Source organism: Niveispirillum sp. GW835-FHT14G11 (assembly GCF_058793615.1).
Genome location: NZ_JBXAFZ010000036.1, coordinates 1 through 16681 on the forward strand (window position 1 = coordinate 1; position 16681 = coordinate 16681).

Consider the following 16681-nt stretch of genomic DNA (forward strand, 5'->3'; position numbering starts at 1 on the left):
AGTGTCTCCAAACGCCACTTCGCAGAACAACCGCTACGCGATAACGGCAGCGTAACGACATCGGTGCATAATCCGGGCTAACTGCTGTCCTGTCTGATTGAGCTCCGTCGGTTGAGGGATTCCAATATGGCAAGCGGTTGTGGCGGGTTCATCGATCCGCAAATCACCTTTCGCGAATGGCGGAATATTCCCGGCTGGCGGGGCGGGCTACACTGCCTGCCGACGGGCCGCGGGAATGGTGGCTGCTCAAGTCCGTTCCGCTTCACCTGACCTTCAGCTTCCACGGATGGGATCATAGTGTCGATGGCCGAAACTCCATTTGAAGGGGATGCAGTCACGGTTCCCCTGGATGATTTTCTTTCGGGTATCCAGGCACATGACGGGCATGGTCGGATGCAGTCGGCCCGCCAATGGACGCAGGGCCGCACACTTTATGGGGGGGCGACCACGGCCAGCTGCGTTGCGCTGGCGATGCGCACCTTTGCCGACTTGCCCCCTTTGCGAACGGTTCAGATCGTTTTCTCGGGCCCGGCGGCGGGATCGCTGGATTTGAAGGCGGTTCTGCTGCGCCGAGGGCGCAACAGCGCCGTTATTCGCGTCGAGATGTCTTGCGAGGGCGCAACGGCCGCCTGTGTGCTGCTGACCTTCGCTGCGCCGAAGGATACGCGTCTGGTTCATTCCGCCCTGGCGATGCCCGCGATGCCACCCCCCGATCAATGCGCGCCGTACTGGGACGCGAAGAGTCGCACGCCCCGTTTCGCGTCCAATTTCGATATCCGACTGGCCAAGGGGCAGCGACCGATCAGCGGGTCTACACAGACGCGGTGCGCCGCATGGGTCAGGTTCCGCCATCCTCCCGCTATGGATGAGGCGCTGGCAATGATGGCACTCGCAGACGCCCTGCCGCCTGCGATCATCGCGCAATATTCCGATCAATCCCGCATCAGCTCCATGAACTGGAGCCTGGACGTGCTGGCGACGGGGGACGTCGCTTCCTGGAAACTGTTGCAGTCGACGAGCGAGTGGGCGGCGGACGGCTACTCCAGCCAGGCCATGGCGATGTGGGATGTCGACGGGACTGCACTTGCGGTGGGGCGGCAGCTCATCGCACTTTTCGAATGATATCCGTGGCGTCTTGCAGCGTCAGGACGAGTTGGCCTGGAGGGGTGAGAATGGCGAAGTGGAAGGATTGGGCCGTCGTGCTGCTGCTGACGGGGGCTGTGATCCTGTCTTTCCTGGATCGATACGCCTTTGCCGTCCTCCTGGACCCCATCAAGCAGACGATGGAACTCAGCGACGGGCAGATCGGTTTGCTCAACGGAATTGCGTTCGGGCTGTTCTATGCCTGCATGGGGCTTCCGCTGGGATGGCTCGCCGACAGGTGGAGCCGCAAGGGCACGATCATGGTCTGCATCGCGGCATGGAGCCTCGCCACCGCCTTCTGCGGTCTTGCGCGCAACCAGGTGCAGCTCCTCTGGGCGCGGATCGGTGTCGGTGCCGGTGAGGCGGGGCTGGTGCCAAGCGCCTACGTGATCATCCATGATCGCTTTGACAAGGCGTCATTGGCCAAGCCGCTCAGCATATTCACCCTGGGCGGCGGCATCGGTGCCGGCGCTTCGATGCTGATCACGGGGTCGCTGTTCAATTTCTTCAATGCCGGGGGCTGGACAGGCTTCATGAGCGGGTACCTGGCCTGGCAGAAGACATTCGTGATCCTTGCCCTGCCGGGTATCATCTTCGTGCTGCTGGTGGCGCTCATCCGGGAAAAGCCCAGGGCCGCGGTGACAGTGCCGGGTGTTCCAGCCGGTGCGGGCTTCTTCCAACTTATGCTGGCGCAGGCCGGAACCTATACCCTGCTCTTCGCTGGGATGGCGGGAATGCTGAGTTGCACCGCCGGCCTCCTCAGTTGGGCACCGACGGTATTCGTGAGGGAATTCGGTTTCACTCCGAAGGATGTCGGAGCGACCTACGGCATCATCGTTCTGGTGATGGCTCCGCTCGGGGTGTTCGCCGGCGGCGTTGCGGCGGACGCCCTGCAGAGGAGGGGGGTGGCGGGAACGCATCCCCTGGTGATGCTCTGCGCGCCTGTGCTGGCATTGCCCATGGTCTGCCTCATGCCGTTCGCAGGTTCGGCAACGCTGTTGCTGTGCTTGGTCGGCGCCATCCATTTCAGCATTGCGGTTCCACAGGGTGCCGCTGCAGCCTATATCCAGATCATCACCGCGGAAGCGATCAGGAGCCGTGTGTCGGCCGTCTATGTCCTGGTCGGCAACGTGACTGGACTGGGTCTGGTGCCGGTTGCCATCGGCTTCCTGTCCGATCTCCATGCAGGCGCGCCGGACGGGCTGAGGATGGCGATATTCTACATGCTGGCCGGACTGCTGACGACAGCGCTCATCACCTTGGGAATGCTGTTCGTGCGTCAGCGAAGCCTGGTCGCCGCCAGTGCTTCCGCTTCCAGGGAAGCTTCGTGACCCCCAAGGATCGCGGCAAGCCGGTCAGATGGGCAGGCGTGAATTCTCCTTGACCTCCTTCATCACGAAAAAGGTCCTGGTCTGCCGGACGCCCGGCAGGGCGATCAGCTTCTGGCCGTGCAGCTTGTTGAAATCCGCCATGTCCCGAACCCGGATTTTCAGCAGATAGTCGAAATCCCCCGCTACCAGGTTGCAGTCCAGGACGTCCTTCATCTCGGTCACCGCACCCTCGAACGCGGCGAAACTTTCCGGCGTCGAGCGGTCCAGCACCACGCCGACCATCACCAGCGTGCCCAGGCCGACGGAAGCCGGGGCCAGTTCCGCCCGCACGCCTGTGATGTAGCCCTCCTCGAAAAGTCGTTGCGTGCGCCGGTGGCAGGTGGCCGGGCTGATATTCATGCGCACCGCAAGCTCGGCATTCGTGAGCCGGCCTTCCGCCTGCAGGGCGCGCAGAATCCGGATATCGATCCGGTCGAGATTTTCCTTGGACGAATCTTTCATTTAATGGCCAAATATTGAGAGATGTTCACCACATAGCTTTGAATTTATGATGCATAGGGAAATCGGACAATGAAAATAGAGAGCACCTTTCACCCGGTTTTCCCTATGCTTCCAGGCATCCCGACATCATGGAGGCCCTGGCAATGTCCCTGCTGGAGAAGTTTGAACGCTATCCGCTCACCTTTGGTCCGACCCCGATCGAGCATCTGCCCCGGTTGACCGCAGCGCTCGGCGGAAAGGTGGAAATCTACGCCAAGCGGGACGACTGCAATTCCGGCTTGGCCATGGGCGGCAACAAGCTCCGAAAGCTGGAGTATATCGTGCCGGACGCCATCGCGTCGGGTGCCGACACGCTGGTTTCCATCGGCGGCGTCCAGTCGAACCATACGCGCATGGTCGCGGCCACCGCCGCCAAGATCGGCATGAAATGCGTGGTGATCCAGGAGAAATGGGTGCCGCATTACGACGCCGTCTATGACCGTGTCGGCAATATCCTGATGACCCGGCTGATGGGAGCCGACAGCCGCCTGGTCGATGACGGCTTCGACATCGGCATCCGCAAGAGCTGGGAGGATGCGATCCGGTCCGTCGAGGCGGTGGGCGGCAAGCCCTATCCGATCCCGGCCGGTGCGTCCGTGCATAAATATGGGGCGCTGGGCTATGTCGGCTTCGCGGAGGAGGTTGCCAGGCAGGAGGCAGACCTGGGCTTCAGGTTCGACTATATCGTGGTCTGCGTCGTCACCGGGTCCACCCAGGGCGGCATGATCGTGGGCTTCGCCGCGCAGGATCGGGCGGACAGGGTGATCGGGATCGACGCCTCCGGTACTCTTGACCAGACACGAGCCCAGGTCCGCCGGATCGTCGATGCCACGGCTGACCTGGTGGGACTGGGCCGTGCCATCCGCGAGGACGAGATCCACATCAATCCGGACTATGCCTATCCTGCATACGGTGTCCCGTCGGAAGAAACCAATGAGGCCATCCGCCTGGCTGCCCGCACGGAAGCCATGATCACGGACCCCGTCTATGAAGGCAAGTCGATGCAGGGGCTGATCGACTTGACCCGCAAGGGCTTCTTCCCGGAAGGGTCGAAGGTCCTCTACGCCCATCTCGGCGGTGCGCCGGCGCTCAATGGCTACAGCTATTATTACAAGGAGGGTTGAGGGCATGACGGCTGTCATCCCGGTTGGGTGGCAGCCGTCATGGCCGGGAACTGATCAGGTCAGTTCGACGAGCACGATGTCCGCGTCTTCGATAGCGGTGACCATGAGGGTTGCCTCGTCATGTATGGCGACGCCATCGCGTGGTCCGATCTTCCGCCCGTTCACGGCAATCCTGCCCGTTGCCGGCACAAGGTAGCCGCGAACCCCGGGTGCCAGGGATCTGGCCAACGTCTGGCCCGCCAGCAGCGTGGCCCCCAGGACCCGGGCGTCGCTATTGATTGCCAGCGCGTCCACATCCGCCGGGTCGCCGCTGGCGAATACGACGAACTTCCCGGTTTCCCGGCCGGCAGGAAAACTCTTGTTGGCATATCGCGGCGCCCCGCCCTGAGTGCGCGGCTGGAACCATATCTGAAACAGCCGGACCAGTTCGGCATCGGCATTGACCTCCGAATGCCGGATGCCTGTGCCGGCACTTATCACCTGGATCTCGCCGGTGGCCACCTGGCCTTCGTTGCCCAGAGTGTCCTGATGGGTGATCACGCCATCGCGAACATAGGTGACGATCTCCAGATTCGCATGCGGATGCATCGGAAAGCCCGACCATGGGGTGATTTCATCATCGCTCCAGGCCAGGAGCGTACCGTAAAGGCGGTTCCTGTCATCCGTGCCGGAGGCAACGACATCGGACGGCAGGAAATGCACTTTTGCCTTCAGCCAGCCGCGGTCTGCGCCGTGAAGATCCGTGAAGGGGTGGTGCACGATCATGAGGGGGCCTTCTGAAGGTGAAAATCCATGCAAGCCAGTTTGGCCTTGAAGCATCCCCTTTCAATGATCGGCGGCGGGCAATGACCTTTGCGCTGAACGGGAAAATCACACATGTACCGTTGGGTCGAAAGCAGCATGGGGAAGGGCGCTTCACCCCCGATGGAGCATCAAAAGAGAGAGGCAAGGAAATCGATGAAGGCGCGGGCCTTCGGGGAGAGCTTCTTGGTTGGTGGCCAGACGACATACAGCGCCGTATCATTGTCGATCGTCGGGTTGACGATGTAGTCGGTCAGAACGGGGCGCAACCGCCCATCGCGGATCGGGCCGCGCAGCATCCATTCCTGGGCGACGAACAGGCCGATGCCATTGATACAACTCGCGAGCAGAAGCGCCCCATTCTCGGATTCCAAACTCCCGCCGACACGGATCTCCAGCTTCTCGTTGTCCTTCTCGAAGCGCCACAGGCCGCCATAGTTCACGGCCCGGTACACGAGGCAATTGTGGTGTTCGAGTTCCGAAGGATGCTTTGGCTCTCCATAACGCTCGAAATAGGCGGGACTGCCGCAAAGGACGCGCTTGCTGGCGCTCAGGCGGCGGGCGATGAGACCGGAGTCACTGAGATGGCCCAGCCAGACGGCGACATCGAAGCCGTTGGCAACCAGATCGACCTGTTCGTCGGCAAGGACGAGGTTCAACTTGATCTCGGGATACTGGTTCAAGAACCGGGGCAACTCGGGCGCGATGATGGACAGGGCGGCCGAGACGCGGATCTGCGCCCGCAGGGACCCCTTCATCTCGCTCTGGTAGGCCGACACGTCGCGCAGCAGATTGTCCAGTGAGTTGAGGACCTTCAGGGCGCCGTCGTAAAAGGCTGTGCCGCTGTCGGTGAGGCCCTGCTGCCGTGTCGTCCTGTGGAGAAGGCTGGTGCCCAGCCGATCTTCGAGCGCACTCACCTGCCGTGCGATGGAACTGATCGAGCGGCCCGTCTGTCTGGCGGCCTTGGAAAAGCTGCCATTCTCCACGACGGACACGAAGGTCCGTATTTCGGCAAGTTCATTCACGTTTCTCTCCCGGCTCTTTTGGCTGCGGCGACAGGTGAAGCAGATATTTTGATCGGGATTTGCAGCGCAAATGAGTGGAATTGTCAATGTCGACGGAGCTGTTCCCGCTCCCGGTCCAACGCTGTCATAGAGCAATTCCCGGCACTTGCACGCTGCACTGCATCATTCGGTCGGCGATGCAATTTGTCATCCAGCGCAAAGGTATTGACCGCTTTCGGTCGTTGAAAACGGCAGGTCCCCCGCCGATTCTGCGCATGGTTACGCTGGGCTCAGCTATGCCGGTGGTCACATGAGGAGGCGGGACGCATGATCGACAAATCATTGTTCAGAAGCGGCATGCAGAGGCTGGTGTCCGGCGTGTGCGTGGTCACGTCGGCCTGCCAGGAGGAGGTTGGCGGCTATACCGCAACCGCGGTCATGTCGATCAGCGATTCACCGCCCAGCCTGGCGATTGCCGTCAACCGGAACAACAGGACGCATGACCTGATCGCCGGTTCGGGAGCATTCACGGTCAACCTGCTCGGCTGCCACCAGCAGGATATCGCCGACATGTTCGCCGGACGGTGGGGCGTCAGTGGCGCGGGGCGTTTCTCGGTCGGGGAATGGGACATGGAGCGGGAAGGCGCGCCAGCCTTGCGCGACGCTATCGCCTATTTCGACTGCACGCTGTCCAACCAGGTGGCCGCCGGCAGCCATTCGCTGATCGTCGGCACGATCCATCGTCTGGTCCTCTCCGAAGAGAGCGCACCGCTCGTCTATTGGCGTTGCGAATATAGCGAGGTTTCTCACTTGCACAGCCGATTGTCCGAGCCAGCATGACCCAAGGCCTCCGTTCAACAATGAAACGGGGGTGCCTGCCCACCCAATCGAGCTAGCCGGGGATCCTGATGACGATCGAATATGATCGGTTGATGAATTATGTGTTTCCCGACATTCATCAGCATCTGACGCACCGGGATACGATCCTTTATGCTCTTTCCGTCGGCCTTGGGCGTGATCCCATCGATGCCGGTGAACTGCGTTTCGTGACGGAGCATGGCTCCCTGCAGGCCTTGCCTTCGATGGCAACCGTGCTTGCGCATCCGGGACCATGGCTCTTCAATCCGGACACGGGTGTGGACGCGATGAAACTCGTCCATGGCGAACAGGGTATCGTCATCCACAAGCCGCTGCCCGTCGAGGGCGGCATCATCGGCAAGACGCGCGTCAGTGCCATCATCGACAAGGGCGAAGGCCGGGGTGCCTTGCTCTATCTGGAGAAGGAACTACGTGATGCCTTGACCGGCGAACTGCTGGTCACCGCGCCAAGCACGGTGTTCCTGCGTGGCGATGGCGGCTTCGGTGGCCCGTCGGGCCCGGTCAGGCCCGTGCACCAGGTACCCCGCCGCTCGCCCGACTGGGGCGTCCTGTTCGAGATCCGGCCAGAGCAGGCGCTGTTGTACCGTCTGAACGGGGACTATAACCCGATCCATTCCAACCCGGCGACGGCGGTCATGGCCGGCTTCGAGCGGCCGATCCTGCATGGGCTCTGCACCTTCGGGATCATTTGCCAGGCGCTGGTAAAGGTATTTGGAGAGGGCGAGCCGGAGCGGCTGCGCGAAATGGCGCTGCGCTTTTCCGGCCCGGTGCTACCCGGCGAAACCATCAGCATCGAGATGTGGGATGACGGGTCGTTCCAGGCCCGCGTGCCGCGGCGCGGTGCGGTGGTGATCAGCAATGGCCGCTCCGTTTTTGAATGACGGGAGGCCGAAGGACGAGATGAGCACCGACCGGCAGCCGGTCGGTGCTCCGGCGGGGGTCACTCCTCTAACAGCGCCAGCAGCCCTGAATGGACCTTCTCATCGATGTCGATCTTCCCACGGGCCTGGCCCGCCTTGCGGTTCTTCTGACCGTGTGAGCCGGGGACCCGCACCGGCGGCTGCCCTTGCATTGGCCTGGACCCGTTGATCTGGTCGATCAGCGCGGTTGCCCGGGTCTTGAACTGTTCCAGAGGCATCATCATACCGGGATCGAAAACCAGGAAGAAGAAGCCGGAATCCTGGAAATCCTGGACGGGAGCGGCACCACCGGCCAGGGCACCCAGGACTTGCACCGCGATCGACAGGGCCGATCCGCGAGGCCCGCCCCAGGAAAGCAGGGCTCCTGCAAGCGCGTCGGAGGGGTTGGTCGTGGGGCGGCCTTCACTATCAACCGCCGTTCCCTCCGGTAGGTCCCGTCCCGCCCTTTGCCGCAACAGGACGTCGCCCAGTGCGATCGCACTGGTTCCGAAATCGATGACCAGGGGATCACCATCGGTCGGGAATCCCAGCGCGACCGGGTTGGTGCCGAGCAACTTGTCGAAACTGCCATGCGGCGCTACCACTGCCCGTGAACTTGCCGTGTGCAGGGCAACCAGGCCGGCCTGCGCCGCCCGATCGACATAGTAGGACAGCCGGCCGCTGAACCAGGAATTGTGGACGCCGACGATACCGACGCCGGTTTCCTTCGCCATGCCGATGGCCTTGTCGATCGCCATGAGCGACGTGACATAGCCTGTGACGCCGCCGCCGTCGATGACGGCGAAGGAAGCGCTCTCGCGAATGACCCTTACGGGATCACCGGACCCCACCTTCCGCAGCATCTCAACAATCGAGAAGATGCGCGGCGGCCCCGCATAGGCATGGCCGCTCATGCTGGCATCGATCAAGTGATCGAGCACGATGTCGGCATGTTCGGCTTCCATTCCGTGCCGGATCAGGACGCTTGTTCCGAGCCCTTTGATCTCCTCGACACTGATTTCCATCAAATTATCCTCCCCACCCGCGGATCGCGTTCAAGGACGGCTGTCGATCAATTTTCAGATCCCCGTGCAATTCATTGCCGGCTTGCCTGCCCTTCGATCCGTAGCGCCGCACTATAAGGAGAAGATCGTTCCTCAACATAAGTAATATTGGAAAACAGCTTTGCCAAAGTCATGCTGAACGCTTCACCGGCTGGTGGAACAGCGCCCGCTCCCCATGGCCGTCGTTCCAGAGCAATTGTTGCAAATCGAACCAAAGTGCTTGTCGGATTAAACGCAAGGCGGAACGCAGCATCGGATGTAGCCTTGCCGGAGCGTCACGGTGAAGGCATCGGGTCGCCACGGACGACCCTGTCCGCTCATCGGGCTGGTTTGCAAGCTGTCGTGGGAGAAATGGGTGAGTTTCAAGTTCACACGAGCGGAGCCGGAAATGGCTGTTCCCAATGCGACCGTGCCGACCTTCGCTCATTGGGTGGGCGGCAGAAGCCGGTCTGCCCGCTCCGGAGCGACATTCAGGCGAGGCAACCCTTTTGACGGCAGCCTCGCCGGCATCTATGCCAACGGCGATGTCGAGGATGGCAAACTGGCCATCGCGGCTGCGCGCGGGGCGTTCGACAGCGGCGTGTGGTCGGGCAGCAAGGCCCGGACCCGCTTCGACATCCTGATGCGCGTGGCCCGACTGCTCGGCGAACGGAGCGAAATCGTCGTCGAGCGGATGATCAGGGAGTCCGGCAAGCCCCGAACCGTAGCGCGGGGAGAGCTTGCGGCATCGGTTCGGACATTCGAATATTATGCGGGCCTTGCGCTCAATCTGCATGGGTCGGCGATCAATGATCGCGTGCCCGACGCGATGGGGCTTATCCTGCACGAGCCGGTCGGGGTCGCCGGGCTGATTACCCCCTGGAATTTTCCGATCCTCAACCCGGTGGTCAAGATCGCACCGGCGCTGGCGGCCGGCTGCACGATCGTCATCAAGCCATCGCACCTGTGCCCCGGACCGGCATTGCTGCTGGCGCAATATCTGACGGAGGTGGGCCTGCCCGACGGCGTGCTGAATGTCGTCACCAGCGACATCGGCGGCGGTGCCGTCGTCGGCCAGTTGATCGCGGAATCCGAACTGGTCGACAAGGTCGCCTTCACGGGTTCGAACGCGACCGGTCGCACCGTCATGCGCACTGCCGCCGCCACCTTCAAGCGCGTTTCGCTGGAGCTAGGTGGCAAGTCGGCGAATATCGTTTTCGATGATGCGCCTTTCGAGGAGGCGGCTGCTACGGCGGTCAATGCCTTCTGCTTCAACAGCGGGCAGCAATGTTCTGCAGCCACGCGGTTGCTCGTGCAGAAGGGCATCCATGAAAAGTTCGTTGAAACGCTGATCAGCAATACGGGCAGGCAGGTTATCGGTGATCCCAACGACAGCGCCACCACGATGGGGCCGCTGGTCAACGAGGATCAATTCGATCGCGTCAGCCGCCATATCGAGACCGGCCGATCCGAGGGAAGGCTGGTTTCCGGCGGTGGCTCGCCCGAAGGCGACCTTTTCAAGAACAGCTTCTTCATCGCGCCAACCATCTTCGACGGCGTCGATAACCGCTCCCGGATCGCCCAGAACGAAATATTCGGGCCGGTGCTGGCTGTCATCCCCTTCTCCGATGAGGAGGATGCGATACGGATAGCCAACGACAGCCGCTATGGGCTCGCGGGCGGTGTCTGGACCAACTCGATCGGCCGGGCCGTTCGTGTTGCGAAGGCCATCCGAACGGGCAAGATGTTCGTGAATTGCTACAACAATTCCGGTTTGGATGATCTTCCTCACGGTGGCTACAAGGAAAGCGGGATTGGGCGCGAGTTGGGTCCCCAAGGTTTGGAAGAATTCCAGCAAATAAAGACGGTTCAGATCCGGATAGGATCTTAGACGAAGATCACGACTTCCATGCCGAAATGCATGGTGTTTGACGTCGAATTTAGGTGCTTTGGCATCTTTTGTTAAGGGAGAGGAAACATGGAAAGCAAGCTGACGACGACTGGCAAGGTCAACGAAAAATTCAAGATCAGGGGGATCAACCATGTCGCCCTGGTCAGTTCCGACATGAAGCGCACGGTCGACTTCTACGAGGGGATCCTCGGGATGCCGCTCATCAAGACCTGCATGCTGGGTCCGAACGGCAAGTTCGGCCAGCATTTCTTCTTCGACATGGGCGGCGGTTCGTTGGCTTTCTTCTGGTTTCCGGAAGCCCCCCCGGCCGTGCCTGGCATCACCGTCGTGCCGAGCCCCATGGGTGAAGGGAAGCTGACCATGACCGCGGTTGGTTCCCTGAACCATATCGCCCTGGATGTCGATGCCGAGTTGCTGACCGAGTATAAGGAGCGCCTGGAGGCGGCCGGGGTCGAGGTGTCGCAGATCGTGTACCACAATGACGTCGCACCCAGCACCGGGCCGAACGCGCTCAAGGAAATCCACGAAACCAACTGGGTAAGCTCGATCTATTTCCGGGATCCCGACGGTATCCAGGTCGAGTTCGCCGGCTGGACGCGGCCATTCACCGAGGCGGACGTCGCCTACCAGGCGGCCACCGCCGAGGAAGCGTCCGGTTGGGCCGGCCAGCGCTGAGCCGCGACTGCGGGACTGGAATGGTCCAGGGATGGTCAGGGAATTTTGACCATCGACATATGAGCCGACCGGTTTGGCGGCGGTACTGTTCTTCGATCTGGCGGTGGCGCGGGCCATCTCCAGATCGATCGATTTTCATCGATGCATTTCCGGTTTCCAAACCCGTGCAGCCGGTCAAAGTGCATATTCGATGACTGTCCCGGAATAACGCAGCCCGATAGCTGGGCCTGTTCGGCCGCCTCTGATGCAGGGGCGGTATTCCGGCTGCCGTGCAGTCGCAATCCACAATGACGGAATGATTTCATGGCGGCGTTGCTGCGCGGATTGCGCATTCTTGAGATCGGGCACTTCGTGGCGGCCCCGTTCTGCACGCGCCTTCTCGGGGATCTGGGGGCCGAGATCATCAAGATCGAGCCACCCGAAGGCGATCCTGTCCGGCAATGGGGCGCGCAGATCGACGGAAAGTCGCTCTGGTGGTCGGTGCACGGGCGCAACAAGCTCAGCATGACGCTCAATCTGAAAAAGCCCGCCGCGCGCGAAGTCGTCCTCCGCCTCGCGGCATCCTGCGATGCGGTCGTTGAGAATTTCCGGCCGGGTCAATTGGCGCGGCTCGGGCTCGGCCCCGATGTGCTGCGTGGCGCCCGCGCCGATCTCGTCATCGCGCATATTTCCGGCTTCGGGCAGGACGGTCCCTATCGCGACCGGGCCGCGTTCGGCGTCATCGGCGAGGCTGTGGGCGGGCTCCGCTATCTGAGCAACCATCCGCCAGATAAAAGCGACCTTCCGCCGGTGCGGGTCGGTGTCAGCATCGGGGACAGCATCGCCGGCTTGTATACCGCGTTCGGGGTCATGGCAGCACTTTGGGAACGCGACCGGAAGGGGGGCGGGGCGGGGGCCCCGCACAGCCTCGATATCGCGCTCTCGGAGGCTGTCTTCAGCATGATGGAAGGCATGCTGCCCGAATATGGCGCGCTGGGCAGGGTGAAACAGCCGACCGGGGGCGGCATCGCCACGGCGGCACCCTCCAATGCCTATCCGACTGCGGACGGCGACTGGATGCTGATCGCGGCCAATTCGGAACCGCTGTTCGCCAAGCTTGCCATGCTGATGGGCCGGCCCGGACTTGCCAGCGATGCGCGCTACGGTTCCAATCAGGCGCGCGTCGAGAACGCGGCGCTGTTGGACGCCATGATCGGCGACTGGACGCGTGGCCTGCGATCGGATGAACTGGCGCGCCTCCTGTTGGCTGCCGACATACCGGCTTGCAAGGCCTACACGGCAGCCGATTGCGCCGACGACCCGCAGTTCCGCCACCGGGGCATGGTGCGGGCCATCGACGATCCGCAATTCGCAGCTCCCGTGCTGCAGCCTGGCATCGTTCCGCATGTCGATGAAACGCCGGGTGAGATCCGCTGGCCGGGCCCGCCACTGGGTGCCCATACAGACGAAATCCTCATCGGAATGCTGGGCATGCATCCGATGGAGATCACAAAGCTCAGAGCCGATGGAGTGATTTGATGCGTGCCGTGACGCTGGTGGAAGTGGGAATGCGCGACGGGCTTCAGCCGGTGAAGCCCTTCGTTCCCACCGAGACCAAGATTGCCCTGCTGGGCAAGCTCCATGAAGCAGGCCTCCGGCGGATGGAGGTGACATCCTTCGTCAATCCGACGGCGGTCCCGCAGCTTGCCGATGCGGTGCAACTGTTGGACGCGGTTCGTCGCTTTCCTGATCTCGATGCGCAGGTGCTGGTTCCCACAATCCGGCAGGCCGAACGTGCGCTGGGCGCCGGCGCGGACCACCTTGCCTTCGTGCTGTCGGTCTCGGAAGCCCATAACCGGAACAATGTCCGCCGGTCGCCCGCCCAGTCGTTGGAGGAGTGTGAGGCGATCGTGAAGCTCCTGCCGGCAGGATCCAGGCTTCGCCTGAATATCGCCACGGCCTTCGATTGTCCCTTCCTTGGCGAGGTCCCCGCATCGGAGACCGTGGCCATCGCCACCCGGCTGGCCGGGATCACCCCTGATGCCGAGATCGCCCTTTGCGACACGACGGGCCGCGTGACGCCGGATCGCGTCACTGCGCTCTTCGAGGCCGTGCGCGAGCGTTGCCCGTCTTCCGTCCGCTGGGCATTCCACGGCCATGATACCTATGGCATGGGGGCCGCCAATGTCTGGGCGGCCTGGAATGCGGGGATCGATGTGATCGACGCGTCGGTTGCGGGGCTGGGCGGCTGTCCGTTCGCGCCTGGTGCCACGGGCAATGTCGCGACCGAGGATGTCGTCTGGATGTTCGACAAGGCGGGTGTCGCGACCGGGATCGATATCGCCCGGCTCGTCGCGGCGGCGGACGCCTTCGCGGAAATTCCCGGCAGCATGATCGGCGGACGGGTGCGCAACGCCATCACCGCCCGCCGGCAGGTCGATCAGACCATGACGACATGGCCGTCGGCGTCCTGATCGGCCCTGTCGGCCGTCAGAGCGTGCCCAGCACCGCCAATGCCTGGTCGTAGCGGCCTTCGGCTTCGGCATTGCGGAGAAATCCGACGCGTTCGACACAGATCTCCGCCGGGGTCGGCTGGCGCTGGAACAGGCCCATCACCTCGTCGATATAGGCTTGGAGCGGCATGTATCCTTCACGCACCGACTGACCGGGCATCAGCTCCGTCTGCACGGCGGGCGGGATCAGCTCGATCACCTCGATCCTGCCCTCCAGCTGCTGGCGCAGCGTCACCGTGTAGGAATGGAGCGCTGCCTTCGCCGCCGAATAGGTGGGGGTTCGGTGCAGGGGGACGAAGGCCAGGCCGGACGAGACATTGACGATGGTCGCATCCTGCCGCGCGGCGAGATGGTCGATGAACGCATCGATCAGGCGGATCGGGCCCAGCAGATTGGCGGCGACGATCGCCTCGGCGTCCGCCAGGTCCCGCGCACTTGTCAGGTTTTCTGTGCGCATGATGCCGGCATTGTTGATGAGGATGTTCAACGCCGGATGTCGGGCCTTCACCTGCTCGGCAAATGTCCCGATCGCGAGGGGGTTCGCGACATCCAGCGAGATCGCCGTCATCCGGTCGCGTCCGGCGGCGGTCGCTTCAAGCGCGCCATGGGTGCGCCCCGCCACGATGACATGATTGCCGAGGTCGTGGAAGCAGTGGGCCAGAGCCTAGCCGATCCCCGATCCGCCACCCGTGATCAGGATCGTATTGCCTTTCATCTTCATTGTCGCCCTCCAGGTTCGTTCAGGTGGGATCAACCTGGCCCGGCATCCGGAGACCGTGCCGGAACCCAAGCGGGCAATGTCCTCGTTTGTCGTGCGCGCCGTCCTTCCGCAGCACCCTCGCTGCGGACCGATCGCACCGCCCCCTCCATGGCCATGGCAAGCGCCGGCGCAAACGCGGCTCCGTCGATCGACCGGACCAACTGCTTCAGGTGGGCGCAGGCTTCGGGACCGGCCGCGAGAAGGCCGTCGATCAGAGCATCGGCCGCTTCGTCGAAATGATCCGGTGCCACGGACAGGGAAACCAGCCCGATGCGTTCAGCCCCCTGCCCATCGACCTTCGAGCCGGTCATCAGGAGGTGGAGAGCCTTCTTCGGCGCGACGTTGCGGAGCAGCATGATGGCGGACAAGGTTGGCGCGATTCCGAAACGCGTCTCTGGAAAGCTGAATGTCGCATCGCTGGCCGCGATCAGGATATCGCACGCGGAGGCAATCGCCACCCCCAACCCGATGGCATGGCCGCGGACAAGAGCGGCCAGTGGCTTCGGGAATTCGTGCATCGTCAGCATCAACCGGCGGAGCGTCTCATAGTCGGCATGCACGGCCTCTTCCCCGAGCGTATCTGCGCCCTTGAAGTCGCCCAGGTCCCGGCCGCTACAGAAATTGTCACCGGCACCGCGGACGATCACGATCCGGCAGGAACCGTCCTGCGCGAGTTCCGTGAACAGGTTCCCCAATGCCGTGATCATTGAAAGATCGAGCGCGTTGCGGCGGCCTGGATTGTCGATGATCAGATGACAATCCCCTCGTGGACCCCTCTCAACGGCGATGCGCCCCATTCAAAGCTCCTCCCGCCCGGTAAGGCGCTCGACATCCCGGTCGCTCAGGTGCAGTCGCGCCTTCAGGATCTCGTCATTGTGGGTGCCGAGATGCGGCACGAGGCGCGGCGAGAAGAGCGTCTGCTTGTTCAATGTGAAGGGGGCCCCGACATAGGATTTCGGTGCCTGGCCGCCTTCCGCAATGGAGATGAGAATCTCGTTCTCCAACACCTGTTCGTGGGTGAGGACCTTGTCCAACGTGTTGAGTGGGGAAATCGCGACGCGCTTCGCCTCGAAGCGGGAGATCCAGTGGTCCACGTCCTGCGTCTCGAAGATCGCGCCCACCAGGGCAATCAGTTCCGTCCGGTTGCGCAACCGGTCGTCATTGGTGGCGAAGCGCGGGTCCAGGCCCAGCTCCGGCTGACCCAACGCCTCGCTGAACCGTCGCCAGGCGAGATCATTGGTGGCTCCCGACAATATGTATCCGTCCTGGCACCTGAAGGCCTGGTAGGGCACCAGGTGGGTCACCCCCGAGCCTTGACGTTGCGGCAGGCGGCCCGTCTGCAGCCAATTGACGGCCTGATAGCCGATAATCGAGATTGCCGTGCGCAGAAGCGACACCTCGACATGACATGCCCCCTGGGTGCTGCGACCCTGAAGGGCGGTGAGGATGCCGCCATAGGCGATCAGGCCCGTCGCCATGTCGATGAAGGAGACACCGCACCGTACCGGCTCGCCATCCTCCATGCCAGTTGCCAGCATGACGCCGGAAAAGGCCTGCATCATCAGGTCATAGCCGGGCTTGTCGCGCATCGGGCCGCGTGAGCCGTAACCCGTGATCGAACACAAGATGATGTCCGATTTCGTTTCCTTCAGGGCTTCGAAGGTAATTCCTAGGCGCTCCGCCGATCCCGGCAGAAAGCTCTCGATGACGATGTCCGCGTCTCCGACAAGCCGGGCCAGCGCTTCCCGTGCGCCGGGAGCCTTGAAGTTCATGACGATGCTGCGCTTGCCGCGGTTCACGCTGCTGAAGTTGCAGCTGAGGCCGTCTTCCGTCCGATCGCCCCATCCACGGTTCTCGTCTCCCTCGGGGCTTTCAACCTTCAGGACGTCGGCTCCCATGTCGGCCAGCAATTGGCCGCAATATGGCCCTGCGAGGACCCTGCTCAAGTCCAGGACCTTTATACCCTGCAATGGATAATGCATTTGTTAAGACCCTGGTGCGGTTAAGCGGCTTCGGCGTTGCTATTTTTGAGTTCCTTATGGATTGCGGGCATGACGTCGGTTGCCCAGCGCTCCATG

The 16681-nt window shown here is 62.4% G+C and carries 17 protein-coding genes; 9 read left to right on the plus strand and 8 right to left on the minus strand.

Going from position 1 to position 16681, the window contains the following annotated elements; genetic code table 11:
* Positions 1 to 303: 303 nt before the first annotated feature.
* Both AC1Q7F_RS31970 and AC1Q7F_RS31975 read left to right on the plus strand, forming a co-directional pair.
* Positions 304 to 1122 (plus strand): thioesterase family protein, encoded by an 819-nt coding sequence (locus AC1Q7F_RS31970; protein ID WP_492512608.1) that lies wholly within the window; start codon positions 304 to 306, stop codon positions 1120 to 1122.
* Positions 1123 to 1172: 50 nt separating this feature from the next.
* Positions 1173 to 2474, plus strand: coding sequence for an MFS transporter (locus AC1Q7F_RS31975; protein WP_492512593.1), 1302 nt, complete (start codon positions 1173 to 1175; stop codon positions 2472 to 2474).
* A 24-nt stretch (positions 2475 to 2498) separates the two neighbouring features.
* Here the strand turns inward: AC1Q7F_RS31975 and AC1Q7F_RS31980 are convergent, their stop codons facing one another.
* The gene (locus tag AC1Q7F_RS31980) at positions 2499 to 2975 is read right to left on the minus strand and encodes an Lrp/AsnC ligand binding domain-containing protein (RefSeq protein WP_492512594.1); all 477 of its coding nucleotides are present in this window, start codon (positions 2973 to 2975) and stop codon (positions 2499 to 2501) included.
* A gap of 143 nt (positions 2976 to 3118) precedes the next feature.
* On the opposite strand from AC1Q7F_RS31980, the gene AC1Q7F_RS31985 reads away from it, so the two are divergent.
* Positions 3119 to 4138: a 1-aminocyclopropane-1-carboxylate deaminase gene (locus AC1Q7F_RS31985; protein WP_492512595.1), complete on the plus strand. Its 1020-nt coding sequence runs from the start codon at positions 3119 to 3121 to the stop codon at positions 4136 to 4138.
* A 54-nt stretch (positions 4139 to 4192) separates the two neighbouring features.
* Here AC1Q7F_RS31985 and AC1Q7F_RS31990 read toward each other — a convergent pair whose 3' ends face one another.
* Both AC1Q7F_RS31990 and AC1Q7F_RS31995 read right to left on the minus strand, forming a co-directional pair.
* Positions 4193 to 4903, minus strand: a complete 711-nt coding sequence (locus AC1Q7F_RS31990; protein WP_492512596.1) for a pirin family protein — start codon at positions 4901 to 4903, stop codon at positions 4193 to 4195.
* A gap of 167 nt (positions 4904 to 5070) precedes the next feature.
* Entirely contained in the window at positions 5071 to 5964 is an 894-nt protein-coding gene (locus tag AC1Q7F_RS31995) for a LysR family transcriptional regulator (RefSeq protein ID WP_492512597.1), read from the minus strand.
* A gap of 306 nt (positions 5965 to 6270) precedes the next feature.
* Between AC1Q7F_RS31995 and AC1Q7F_RS32000 the strand changes: the two genes are divergently transcribed.
* Both AC1Q7F_RS32000 and AC1Q7F_RS32005 read left to right on the plus strand, forming a co-directional pair.
* Positions 6271 to 6783, plus strand: a complete 513-nt coding sequence (locus AC1Q7F_RS32000) for a flavin reductase family protein (RefSeq protein WP_492512598.1) — start codon at positions 6271 to 6273, stop codon at positions 6781 to 6783.
* Positions 6784 to 6851: 68 nt separating this feature from the next.
* On the plus strand, positions 6852 to 7703 hold the full coding sequence (locus AC1Q7F_RS32005; RefSeq protein ID WP_492512599.1) for a MaoC/PaaZ C-terminal domain-containing protein: 852 nt from the start codon (positions 6852 to 6854) through the stop codon (positions 7701 to 7703).
* 59 nt (positions 7704 to 7762) lie between these two features.
* Here AC1Q7F_RS32005 and AC1Q7F_RS32010 read toward each other — a convergent pair whose 3' ends face one another.
* Both AC1Q7F_RS32010 and AC1Q7F_RS32015 read right to left on the minus strand, forming a co-directional pair.
* Positions 7763 to 8746 (minus strand): Ldh family oxidoreductase, encoded by a 984-nt coding sequence (locus AC1Q7F_RS32010; RefSeq protein ID WP_492512600.1) that lies wholly within the window; start codon positions 8744 to 8746, stop codon positions 7763 to 7765.
* A gap of 169 nt (positions 8747 to 8915) precedes the next feature.
* The gene (locus AC1Q7F_RS32015) at positions 8916 to 9038 is read right to left on the minus strand and encodes a hypothetical protein (protein WP_492512601.1); all 123 of its coding nucleotides are present in this window, start codon (positions 9036 to 9038) and stop codon (positions 8916 to 8918) included.
* A gap of 102 nt (positions 9039 to 9140) precedes the next feature.
* On the opposite strand from AC1Q7F_RS32015, the gene AC1Q7F_RS32020 reads away from it, so the two are divergent.
* The 4 genes from AC1Q7F_RS32020 to AC1Q7F_RS32035 all read left to right on the plus strand — a co-directional run bounded on the left by AC1Q7F_RS32020 (position 9141) and on the right by AC1Q7F_RS32035 (position 13804).
* Positions 9141 to 10655 carry an aldehyde dehydrogenase family protein gene (locus AC1Q7F_RS32020; protein WP_492512602.1) on the plus strand — a complete coding sequence of 505 codons (1515 nt, stop codon included), beginning with the start codon at positions 9141 to 9143 and terminating at the stop codon, positions 10653 to 10655.
* An 87-nt stretch (positions 10656 to 10742) separates the two neighbouring features.
* Positions 10743 to 11351: a VOC family protein gene (locus AC1Q7F_RS32025; RefSeq protein WP_492512603.1), complete on the plus strand. Its 609-nt coding sequence runs from the start codon at positions 10743 to 10745 to the stop codon at positions 11349 to 11351.
* Positions 11352 to 11654: 303 nt separating this feature from the next.
* Positions 11655 to 12869 (plus strand): CaiB/BaiF CoA transferase family protein, encoded by a 1215-nt coding sequence (locus AC1Q7F_RS32030; protein WP_492512604.1) that lies wholly within the window; start codon positions 11655 to 11657, stop codon positions 12867 to 12869.
* Between the two features lie 8 nt (positions 12870 to 12877).
* Positions 12878 to 13804, plus strand: coding sequence for a hydroxymethylglutaryl-CoA lyase (locus tag AC1Q7F_RS32035; protein ID WP_492512605.1), 927 nt, complete (start codon positions 12878 to 12880; stop codon positions 13802 to 13804).
* A gap of 16 nt (positions 13805 to 13820) precedes the next feature.
* Here the strand turns inward: AC1Q7F_RS32035 and AC1Q7F_RS32040 are convergent, their stop codons facing one another.
* The 3 genes from AC1Q7F_RS32040 to AC1Q7F_RS32050 all read right to left on the minus strand — a co-directional run bounded on the left by AC1Q7F_RS32040 (position 13821) and on the right by AC1Q7F_RS32050 (position 16585).
* Positions 13821 to 14504: an SDR family oxidoreductase gene (locus tag AC1Q7F_RS32040; RefSeq protein ID WP_492512609.1), complete on the minus strand. Its 684-nt coding sequence runs from the start codon at positions 14502 to 14504 to the stop codon at positions 13821 to 13823.
* A gap of 89 nt (positions 14505 to 14593) precedes the next feature.
* Positions 14594 to 15400, minus strand: a complete 807-nt coding sequence (locus AC1Q7F_RS32045) for an enoyl-CoA hydratase/isomerase family protein (RefSeq protein WP_492512606.1) — start codon at positions 15398 to 15400, stop codon at positions 14594 to 14596.
* Entirely contained in the window at positions 15401 to 16585 is a 1185-nt protein-coding gene (locus AC1Q7F_RS32050; RefSeq protein WP_492512607.1) for a CaiB/BaiF CoA transferase family protein, read from the minus strand.
* Positions 16586 to 16681: the final 96 nt, after the last annotated feature.